This is a genomic window from Pseudomonas sp. RW407 (genome assembly GCF_003176655.1).
Lineage (GTDB): Bacteria > Pseudomonadota > Gammaproteobacteria > Pseudomonadales > Pseudomonadaceae > Pseudomonas > Pseudomonas delhiensis.
Map to the genome: position 1 here is coordinate 478,391 of NZ_QGSL01000091.1, position 10,473 is coordinate 488,863.

A 10,473-nucleotide genomic window follows, 5' to 3' on the forward strand; every position below is an offset into this window, starting at 1 on the left:
GTAGTGCGCGGAGCGACGCCTTTTTCGTTTCACCCCGGCGCAGGGGTGTGCGGGACCTGAACGAGACGCGCGACCGCCGCTGATGGCGGCGCCACGACCCCCTCTACCGTTGCTGACGAGGTACCCCCATGAACACCAGCTTCTGGAAAGCCGGCCACGCGCCGACGCTGTTCGCCGCCTTCCTCTACTTCGACCTGAGCTTCATGGTCTGGTACCTGCTCGGCCCGCTGGCCGTGCAGATCGCCGCCGACCTGCAGCTGACCACCCAGCAGCGCGCCCTGATGGTCGCAACGCCGATCCTCTCCGGCGCGCTGCTGCGCTTCGTCATGGGCCTGCTGGCCGACCGCTGGTCGCCCAAGCGCGCCGGCCTGTTCGGCCAGGTGATCGTCATCGCCAGCCTCGCCGGGGCCTGGAGCCTGGGCATCCACAACCTGGAGCAGGCGCTGCTGCTGGGCGTGCTGCTGGGCATGGCCGGCGCCTCCTTCGCCGTGGCCCTGCCGCTGGCCTCGCAGTGGTACCCGCCGCAGCACCAGGGCAAGGCCATGGGCATCGCCGGCGCGGGCAACTCCGGCACCGTGTTCGCCGCGCTGTTCGCCCCGCTGCTGGCCGCCGCCTTCGGCTGGCAGAACGTCTTCGGCTTCGCCCTGATCCCGCTGCTGCTGACCCTGGTGGTGTTCGCCCTGCTCGCCCGCAACGCCCCCGAGCGCCCCGCGCCCAAGGCCCTGGGCGACTACCTCAAGGCCCTGGGCGACCGCGACAGCTGGTGGTTCATGTTCTTCTACAGCGTGACCTTCGGCGGCTTCCTCGGCCTGGCCGCCACCCTGCCCGGCTACTTCCACGACCAGTACGGCCTGGACCCGGTCACCGCCGGCTACTACACCGCCGCCTGCGTCTTCGCCGGCAGCCTGATGCGCCCGCTGGGCGGCGCCCTGGCCGACCGCATCGGCGGCATCCGCAGCCTGCTGGCGATGTACACGGTGGCCTCGGTATGCATCGCCGCGGTCGGCTTCCACCTGCCCAGCGCGGTGGCCGCCCTGGCCCTCTTCGTCGCCGCCATGCTCAGCCTGGGCGCCGGCAACGGCGCGGTGTTCCAGCTGGTGCCGCAGCGCTTCCGCCAGAGCATCGGGGTGATGACCGGGCTGATCGGCATGGCCGGCGGCATCGGCGGCTTCTGCCTGACCGCCGGCCTGGGCGCCGTCAAGCAGGCCAGCGGCGACTACCAGCTGGGCCTGTGGCTGTTCGCCGCCCTCGGCGTGCTGGCCTGGTTCGGCCTGCACGGCGTCAAGCGGCGCTGGCGCACCACCTGGGGTAGCGCTGCGGTGACTGCGGCGCGGGTGTGAAGGCTTCCCGGGGCGTAGGTGCTGGATCCAAGAGCCCCTCTCCCCAACCCTCTCCCTGAAGGGAGAGGGGGCTGTCCTGAGCGAGTGGGGAGTTCGGAGTCATCCTGATACTCCTCACCCGCGAACGCGGGAACGTAGGGCGAATAACCGTTCGCGGTTATCCGCCGTTGGCTGTGCCCCGGCGCGGCCGGTGAATCCGATCGCGGACAAAGTCCGCTCCTACGCCCATGCTTCCTGGAACCGTAGGAGCGGACTCTGTCCGCGATTCGCCGTCGTTGAAAACGGCGGACCGGGAATGACGAGGTGAAAGGATGATGCCGATCCCCCAGGCCACTCCGAACGGCCCCCTCTCCCCCTGGGAGAGGGCTGGGGTGAGGGCGCGGAGTCAACCTGATTCACCGCAGCCCAACCCCCTTCGCGAGCAAGCTCGCTCCTACGAAGAGCACGCAACCCCCATGACCTTGCAACTGACCATCGCCCAGGCCAGCGCCACCGGCCCGCGGGCGGAGAACCAGGACGCCCTGCGGGTGGTGACGCCGCCGGCCGACCTGGCCGCCAGCAAGGGCCACCTGTTCGCCCTCGCCGACGGCGTCAGCCAGTGCGCCGATGGCGGCCTGGCCGCGCGCCTGACCGTGCAGGCGCTGGCCAACGACTACTACGCCACCCCGGAGACCTGGGCCGTCGCCCAGGCCCTGGACCGCCTGCTGCTGTCGCAGAACCGCTGGCTGCAGGCCAACGGCGGCGGCCAGCCGCTGCTCACCACCCTCACCGCGCTGGTGCTGCGCGGGCGGCGCTTCACCCTCGCCCACGTCGGCGACTGCCGGCTGTACCGCTGGCGCGACGGCGCGCTGGAATGCCTGACCGCGGACCACGTCTGGGAACAGCCGGGCATGCAGCACGTGCTCAAGCGCGCCCTGGGCCTGGACCAGCACCTGGTGGTGGACTACCGCGACGGCGAGCTGCGCGGCGGCGAGAGCTTCCTGCTGGCCAGCGACGGCGTCTGGGCCACCCTGGGCGACGCCGGCATCCGCCGCATCCTCGGCGACGCCCGCGAGCCGCGCGGCGCCGCCGAGGCCCTGGTCAAGGCCGCGCACCTGGCCGGCAGCCAGGACAACGCCAGCGCCCTGCTGGTGCGCGTCGACGCCCTGCCCGCCAGCGGCCTGGGCGACACCCTGGCGCAACTGGAGCACTGGCCGCTGCCGCCGGAACTGCGCGCCGGCCAGGCGTTCGAGGGCTGGCAGGTCGAGGGCCGCCTGGTGCAGTCGCGGCAGTCGCTGATCTACCGGGTGCGCGACGCCCAGCAGCGCCCCTGGCTGCTGAAGACGCTGCCGCCGGCGCTGCACGACGACCCGCGGGCCAGCCAGGCGCTGCTGCTGGAGGAATGGTTCCTGCGCCGCGTGCAGGGCCGCCACTTCCCCGAGCTGCACGGCCTGCCGCAGCGCCAGCACCTGTACTACCTGATGCGCGAATACCCCGGGCAGACCCTGGCCGAGCGCCTGGGCCAGGGGCACCTGCCGCTGGCCGAATGGCTGTGCCTGGCGCCGCGCCTGCTGCGCGCCCTGGGCCAACTGCACCGGCGCAACATCCTGCACCGCGACATCAAGCCGGAGAACCTGCACCTGGGCGAGGACGGCGAGCTGCGCCTGCTGGACTTCGGCCTGGCCTACTGTCCGGGCCTGTCCGGCGACGAGGCCCACCAGCTGCCCGGCACGCCCTCCTACCTGGCCCCGGAAAGCTTCCAGGGCGTGGCCCCGGCGCCGGGCCAGGACCTCTACGCCGCCGGCGTGACGCTCTACCGGCTGCTCTGCGAGCGCTACCCCTACGGCGAGATCGAGGCCTTCCAGCACCCGCGCTTCGCCACCCCCACGCCGGCCAGCCGCTACCGCCCCGACCTGCCGGCCTGGCTCGACGCCTGGCTGCTGCGTGCCGTGGCCGCCGACCCGGCGCAGCGCTTCGAGACCGCCGAGGAAGCCCTGCTGGCGCTGGAACAGGGGGAGCGCCAGGCCGGCCTCGGCCAGCGCCCGCGCGCCCTGCTGGCGCGCAACCCGCTGGGCTTCTGGCGCGGCCTGGCGCTGGCCTCGCTGCTGCTCAACCTGCTGTTGCTGGCGTGGCTGCTGCACCGTCCCTGAGCACGCACCAGTTCGAGCCGCCTGCGCCTCATCGCGGTGCAGGAAACCCCCGCCGCAGCCTGGAACCCCCAGGAAATCCAGCCTCCGGCAACCTGGCACGGCACCTGCAAAGGCACTGGCAACAATCTACAAAAGCGCGTCCCTCAACGAAGAGGCTCGCACTTCCCGATCGATCGGGACTTGGACAAAGGCGTCCTCGCCGGGCAACCGGCGGGACGCCTTTTTTGTTTTCCGTGATTTTGTGCAGGAGTTCCCTGACATGAAAAAGCTCAAGCTCGTCCTGATCGGCAACGGCATGGCCGGTATCCGCACCCTCGAGGAACTGCTGAAGATCGCGCCGGACCTCTACGAGATCACCGTGTTCGGTGCCGAGCCCCACCCCAACTACAACCGCATCCTGCTCTCGCCGGTGCTGGCCGGGGAGCAGACCTTCGAGGACATCGTCCTCAACGACCTCAACTGGTACGCCGACAACGGCATCCGCCTGCTGCTCGACCGCAAGGTGGTGAAGATCGACCGCCGCCTGCGCAAGGTCTTCGCCACCGACGGCAGCGAGGCCGAGTACGACCGCCTGGTGATCGCCACCGGCTCCAACCCGTTCATCCTGCCGGTGCCGGGCAACCGCCTGGAGGGCGTGATCGGCTACCGCGACATCGCCGACACCCAGGCGATGATCGAGACGGCGAAAACCCACAGCCACGCCGTGGTCATCGGCGGCGGCCTGCTCGGCCTGGAGGCGGCCAACGGTCTCAAGCAGCGCGGCATGGAAGTCACCGTGGTGCACCTGTCCGACTGGCTGCTGGAGCGCCAGCTCGACCGCACCGCCGGCAAGCTGCTGCAGTCGGCCCTGGAGGCGCGCGGCATCCGCTTCCGCCTGAACACCGTCACCGACGAGCTGGTGGACAACGGCGACGGCCGCGTCTGCGCCGTGCAGTTCAAGGACGGCGACGTGGTGGCCGCCGACCTGGTGGTGATGGCCGCCGGCATCCGCCCCAACACCGAGCTGGCGGAAAGCGCCGGCATCCCCTGCAACCGCGGCATCCTGGTCAACGACACCCTGCAGACCTACGACCCGCGCATCTACGCCATCGGCGAATGCGCCAGCCACCGCGGCATCGCCTACGGCCTGGTGGCGCCGCTGTTCGAGCAGGCCAAGGTCTGCGCCAACCACCTGGCCCAGTTCGGCTTCGCCAGCTACAAGGGCTCGGTGGTCTCCACCAAGCTCAAGGTCACCGGCATCGACCTGTTCTCCGCCGGCGACTTCATGGGTGGCGAAGGCACCGAGACCATCACCCTCTCCGACCCCATCGGCGGCGTCTACAAGAAGCTGGTGATCAAGGACGACGTGCTGGTCGGCGCCTGCCTGTACGGCGACACCGCCGACGGCGGCTGGTACTTTCGGCAGATCCGCGAGAACCACAACGTGGCGCAGGTCCGCGACCACCTGATGTTCGGCGAGAGCAGCCTGGGCGACGCCGGCCACCAGGGCCAGAGCAGCGCCGCGAGCATGCCCGACAGCGCCGAGGTGTGCGGCTGCAACGGCGTCTGCAAGGGCACCATAGTCAAGGCCATCCAGGAGAACGGCCTGTTCAGCGTCGACGAGGTGAAGAAGCACACCAAGGCGGCCAGCAGCTGCGGCTCCTGCGCCGGGCTGGTGGAACAGATACTGATCAGCACCGTGGGCGGCGCGGCGGACGTCAAGCCCAAGAGCGAGAAGGCCATCTGCGGCTGCAGCGAACTCAACCACGGCCAGGTGCGCAAGGCCATCCGCGAGCACCACCTGACCTCCATGGCCGAGGCCATGCGCTTCATGGACTGGAGCACGCCCAACGGCTGCGCCACCTGCCGCCCGGCGCTGAACTACTACCTGATCTCCACCTGGCCGGGCGAGGCCAGGGACGATCCGCAGTCGCGCCTGATCAACGAGCGCGCCCACGCCAACATCCAGAAGGACGGCACCTACTCGGTGGTGCCGCGCATGTGGGGCGGCGTGACCAACCCGGCCGAGCTGCGGCGCATCGCCGACGTCGCCGACAAGTACCAGGTGCCCATGGTCAAGGTCACCGGCGGCCAGCGCATCGACCTGCTGGGGGTGAGGAAGGAAGACCTGCCGGCGATCTGGAAGGATCTCGACATGCCTTCCGGGCACGCCTACGGCAAGTCCATCCGCACCGTGAAGACCTGCGTGGGCAGCGAGTTCTGCCGCTTCGGCACGCAGAACTCCACCCAGCTGGGCATCGACCTGGAGCACGACCTGTTCAACATGTGGTCGCCGCACAAGGTCAAGCTCGCCGTCTCCGGCTGCCCGCGCAACTGCGCCGAGGCCGGCATCAAGGACATCGGCATCATCGGCGTGGACTCCGGCTGGGAGCTGTACATCGGCGGCAACGGCGGCATCAAGACCGAGGTGGCGGAGTTCTTCGTCAAGCTCAAGAGCGCCGACGAGGTCCGCGAGTACAGCGGCGCCTTCCTCCAGTTGTACCGCGAGGAAGCCTTCTACCTGGAGCGCACCGTGCACTACCTGCAGCGCGTGGGCATGGAGCACATCAGGAAGGCCGTGCTGGAGGACGCCGAGAACCGCAAGGCGCTCAACGCCCGCCTGCAGTACGCCCTGTCGCTGGAACAGGACCCCTGGCAGCAGCGCATCGAGCAGCCGCAGCTGAAGAAGGAATTCGAGCGCATCGCGCTCAAGCAACTGGAAACGGCCTGACCGCCCTCGGAGAACAGCATGAACTGGCAAGACATCTGCGCCCTGGAAGACATCCAGCCGCTGGGCTCGCGCGTGATCGCCGGCCCCCGCGGCGACATCGCCCTGTTCCGCACCGCCGACGACGAGGTCTTCGCCCTCGACGACCGCTGCCCGCACAAGGGCGGGCCGCTGTCCCAGGGCCTGATCTTCGGCAAGCGGGTGGCCTGCCCGCTGCACAACTGGCAGATCGAGCTGGACAGCGGCAACGCCGTGGCCCCCGACGTCGGCTGCGCCCACCGCCACCCGGTGAGGGTGGAGAACGGCCGCGTACTGCTGGCCCTGAAAGACCTGGCCGCCTGCGCCTGAAGCGGCCGCGACACGGGAGAGCCCCATGAGCGAACGCCAAGTCACCGCCAGCACCTGCTGCTACTGCGGGGTGGGTTGCGGCGTCCTGATCGAGCACGACGGCGAGCGCATCCTCGGCGTGCGCGGCGACCCGCAGCACCCGGCCAACCTCGGCCGCCTGTGCAGCAAGGGCTCCAGCCTGCACCTCACTGGCGACCGCGCGGCCCGCGCACTCTACCCCGAGCTGCGCCTGGGCAAGGCCCTGGCGCGCGCCCGGGTGGACTGGGACAACGCCCTGGAGCACGCCGCCGGGGTGTTCGCCGAGACCATCCGCGAGCACGGCCCGGACAGCGTGGCCTTCTACGTATCCGGGCAACTGCTCAGCGAGGACTACTACGCCTTCAACAAGCTGGCCCGCGCCCTGGTCGGCAGCAACAACATCGACAGCAACTCGCGGCTGTGCATGTCCTCGGCGGTGGTCGGCTACAAGCGCAGCCTCGGCGCCGACGCCCCGCCCTGCTGCTACGAGGACCTGGAGCAGAGTGACTGCGTGCTGATCGCCGGCAGCAACATGGCCTACGCCCACCCGGTGCTGTTCCGCCGGCTGGAGGCGGCCAAGGCGGCGCGGCCGCAGATGAAGGTGATCGTCATCGACCCGCGGCGCACCGACACCTGCGAGCTGGCCGACCTGCACCTGGCCATCCAGCCCGGCACCGACGTGGCGCTGTTCCACGGCATCCTCCACCTGCTGCTGTGGGAGGGCTGGGTCGACCGCGCCTACATCGAGGCGCACACCCAGGGCTTCGACGAACTGAAGAACCTGGTGCGCGACTACGGCCCGCTGGCGGTGGCGGAAATCTGCGGCATCGCCGTGGAGGATTTGCAGCGCTGCGCCGAGTGGATCGGCCGCACGCCCAGCTTCCTGTCGCTGTGGTGCATGGGCCTGAACCAGTCCAGCGCCGGCAGCGCCAAGAACAGCGCGCTGATCAACCTGCACCTGGCCACCGGGCAGATCGGCCGCCCCGGCGCCGGGCCCTTCTCCCTCACCGGCCAGCCCAACGCCATGGGCGGCCGCGAGACCGGCAGCCTGGCCAACCTGCTGCCCGGCCACCGCGACGCCGGCGATGCCGTGCACCGCGCCGAGGTGGCGGACTACTGGGGCGTCGAGGCACTGCCGGAAGCCCCCGGGTTGACCGCCATCGAACTCTTCGAGGCGGTGCGCGCAGGGCGCGTCAAGGCGCTGTGGATCGCCTGCACCAACCCCGCGCAGTCCCTGCTGGACCAGCAGCGCGTGCGCGAAGCGCTCCAGGCCTGCCCCTTCGTGGTAGTGCAGGAAGCCTTCGCCACCAGCGAGACCTGCCGCTACGCCGACCTGCTGCTGCCGGCCGCCAGCTGGGGCGAGAAGGAAGGCACCGTGACCAACTCCGAGCGCCGCGTCAGCCACGTGCGCCGCGCCGTGCCGGCCCCCGGCGAGGCCCGCGCCGACTGGTCCATCGCCTGCGACTTCGCCCGCCGCCTGGAGCGCCGGCTGCGCCCCGGCCGGCCGAGCCTGTTCGACTTCGCCGGGCCCCAGGCGCTGTTCGACGAATACCGCCCGCTCACCCGGGGCCGCGACCTCGACATGGGCGGCATCAGCTACGCCCTGCTGGACGCGCGCGGCCCGCAGCAATGGCCGTTGCCCGAGGGCAGCGGCCAGGGCCTCAAGCGCCTGTACGCCGACGGCAACTTCGCCACCGCCAACGGCCGCGCGCGCTTCGTCGCCGAGGCCTACCGCGCGCCGAAGGAGCGCCGCGAAGCGCGCTACCCGCTGACCCTCAACACAGGCCGATTGCGCGACCAGTGGCACGGCATGACCCGCACCGGCACCGCCGCCAGCGCCTTCGGCCACGTCGAGGAAGCCTGCCTGGGCCTGCACCCGGCGGAGCTGCGCCGGCGGCGCCTGGAGGACGGCCAGCTGGTGCGCCTGAGCAGCCGCCGCGGCAGCCTGGTGCTGCCGGTGCAGGCCGACGCCAGCCTGCTGCCCGGCCAGGCGTTCCTGCCCATGCACTGGGGCGAGCGCTTCCTCAAGGGCCTGGGGGTGAACGCCCTGACCCTGCCGGCCTTCGACCCGCTGTCGCGGCAGCCGGAACTCAAGCACGCCGCGGTGGAAGTCGCCGCCGTCGAACTGCCCTGGCAGTTCTATGCCCTGGTGGAAGGCGAGGTGCAGCAGCGCTTCGAGGCCCTGCGCCCGCTGTTCGACGCCCTGGACTACGCCAGCTTCACCCTGGTGGGCCGCGAGCGCCCTGCCCTGCAGGTTCGCGCCGCCCACGCCGAGGCACCGGCGGCCGGCTGGTTGCAGCAGGTCGATGCGCTGCTCGACCTGCTCGACGGCCCGCTGCTGGCCTACGACGACCCGCGCCGCGTCCAGGGCAAGCGGGTGCGCCTGGACAACGGCCGCATCGGCGGCCTGCGCCTGGCCGGCAGCGGCATCGCCAGCGATTGGCTCAAGGCGCTGTGGCTGTCCGGCGAAAGCGACGCCGACCTGCGCCGCAAGCTGCTCGCCCCGCCCGGTGCGCAGACCGCCGCGGCCAGCGACAAGACCCTGTGCAACTGCAGGAACGTGCGCCTGAGCCAGGTGCGCGAAGGCATCGTCCGCGGGCTGGACCTGGACGGCCTGAAGCGCGAGCTGGGCTGCGGCAGCCAATGCGGTTCCTGCGTTCCCGAAATACGGCGGTTGCTGGCCAGCGAAGCCGGCGCCCTGGCCGCCAATGCCTGAGGAGATGAAGATGAGCGGAAAAGTCTGGTTGATCGGCGCCGGCCCCGGCGACCCGGAACTGCTGACGCTGAAGGCCGTTCGCGCGCTGTCCGGCGCGCAGGTGGTGCTGCTCGACGACCTGGTCAACCCACAGCTGCTGGAGCATTGCCCGGCGGCGCGGGTGGTGCGCGTGGGCAAGCGCGGCGGCTGCCGCTCCACGCCCCAGGACTTCATCCAGCGCCTGATGCTGCGCTATGCCCGCCAGGGCTACCGCGTGGTGCGCCTGAAAGGCGGCGACCCCTGCATCTTCGGCCGCGGTGGCGAGGAAGCCGCCTGGCTGGAGGCCCGCGGCATCGCCTGCGAACTGGTCAACGGCATCACCGCCGGGCTGGCCGCCGCCACCACCTGCGGCATTCCCCTGACCCTGCGCGGCATCAGCCGCGGCGTCAGCCTGGTCACCGCACACACCCAGGACGACAGCGAGCCGAACTGGGCGGCGCTGGCCCAGGCCGGCACCACCCTGGTGGTCTACATGGGCGTGGCGCGCCTGACGGAAGTCCGCGACGGCCTGCTGGCGGGCGGCATGCGCCGGGGCATGCCGGTGGCGATGATCGAGAACGCCTCGCTGCCGCAACAACGCGAATGCCGCAGCAGCCTGGCCGCGATGCTCGACGACGCCGCCGCCTTCGGCCTGCGCAGCCCGGCCATCCTGGTGATCGGCGAGGTGGCCGCCGAGGCCGCCGAGGCCGCCCAGGCGCTGGCGCGCAGCGCCTGAACGCAATGCCGTTCATCGGGATGACGCCTGCGTTCAGCGAAGGCGCCCAAGCCTGGCTCCGCCCCCTCTCCCCAACCCTCTCCCGCAAGCGGGAGAGGGGGCTGTCCTGAGTGGCCGGGAAATAAGGCGCCCTCCTTTCCCTCATCATTCCCACGAACACCGTAGGGCGAATAACCGTTCGCGGTTATCCGCCGTTGGCCGTGCTACCGGGGCGTCCGGCGTGGCCGGTGAATCCAATCGCGGACGGAGTCCGCTCCTACAACGGTGCTTCCTGGAACCGTAGGAGCGGACTCCGTCCGCGATTTGGCGGATAACGCCGTAGGCGTTATGCGCCCTACGGGGAGCCCGGGAGCTTCGCGGTTTCGCCTCACGCCGAACGGTCCCCTCTCCCGCTTGCGGGGGAGGGTTAGGGAGGGGGAGCGGAGCCAGGGTTCGCGAGCAAGCTCGCTCCTACGAAGAGC

The 10,473-nt window shown here is 70.8% G+C and carries 6 protein-coding genes; all 6 read left to right on the forward strand.

What is annotated here, in order from left to right:
• Positions 1-128: 128 nt before the first annotated feature.
• The 6 genes from DK254_RS14470 to cobA all read left to right on the forward strand — a co-directional run bounded on the left by DK254_RS14470 (position 129) and on the right by cobA (position 10,012).
• Positions 129-1,340, forward strand: coding sequence for a NarK/NasA family nitrate transporter (locus DK254_RS14470; RefSeq protein WP_109934314.1), 1,212 nt, complete (start codon positions 129-131; stop codon positions 1,338-1,340).
• A 455-nt stretch (positions 1,341-1,795) separates the two neighbouring features.
• The gene (locus tag DK254_RS14475) at positions 1,796-3,469 is read left to right on the forward strand and encodes a bifunctional protein-serine/threonine kinase/phosphatase (RefSeq protein WP_109934315.1); all 1,674 of its coding nucleotides are present in this window, start codon (positions 1,796-1,798) and stop codon (positions 3,467-3,469) included.
• 259 nt (positions 3,470-3,728) lie between these two features.
• Complete coding sequence (nirB, locus tag DK254_RS14480; RefSeq protein ID WP_109934316.1) at positions 3,729-6,179, forward strand: nitrite reductase large subunit NirB; 2,451 nt, start codon at positions 3,729-3,731, stop codon at positions 6,177-6,179.
• Positions 6,180-6,197: 18 nt separating this feature from the next.
• Complete coding sequence (nirD, locus tag DK254_RS14485) at positions 6,198-6,524, forward strand: nitrite reductase small subunit NirD (protein ID WP_109934317.1); 327 nt, start codon at positions 6,198-6,200, stop codon at positions 6,522-6,524.
• A gap of 25 nt (positions 6,525-6,549) precedes the next feature.
• Positions 6,550-9,258: a nitrate reductase gene (locus DK254_RS14490; RefSeq protein ID WP_109934318.1), complete on the forward strand. Its 2,709-nt coding sequence runs from the start codon at positions 6,550-6,552 to the stop codon at positions 9,256-9,258.
• A gap of 10 nt (positions 9,259-9,268) precedes the next feature.
• On the forward strand, positions 9,269-10,012 hold the full coding sequence (gene cobA / locus DK254_RS14495; protein ID WP_109934319.1) for a uroporphyrinogen-III C-methyltransferase: 744 nt from the start codon (positions 9,269-9,271) through the stop codon (positions 10,010-10,012).
• Positions 10,013-10,473: the final 461 nt, after the last annotated feature.

What these genes read in the sequence shown, in the direction of transcription:
- DK254_RS14490 (WP_109934318.1), top strand. Translation starts at nt 6,550, where the DNA reads ATGAGCGAACGCCAAGTCACCGCCAGCACCTGCTGCTACTGCGGGGTG.
- DK254_RS14470 (WP_109934314.1), top strand. Translation starts at nt 129, where the DNA reads ATGAACACCAGCTTCTGGAAAGCCGGCCACGCGCCGACGCTGTTCGCC.
- nirB (WP_109934316.1), top strand. Translation starts at nt 3,729, where the DNA reads ATGAAAAAGCTCAAGCTCGTCCTGATCGGCAACGGCATGGCCGGTATC.
- cobA (WP_109934319.1), top strand. Translation starts at nt 9,269, where the DNA reads ATGAGCGGAAAAGTCTGGTTGATCGGCGCCGGCCCCGGCGACCCGGAA.
- DK254_RS14475 (WP_109934315.1), top strand. Translation starts at nt 1,796, where the DNA reads ATGACCTTGCAACTGACCATCGCCCAGGCCAGCGCCACCGGCCCGCGG.
- nirD (WP_109934317.1), top strand. Translation starts at nt 6,198, where the DNA reads ATGAACTGGCAAGACATCTGCGCCCTGGAAGACATCCAGCCGCTGGGC.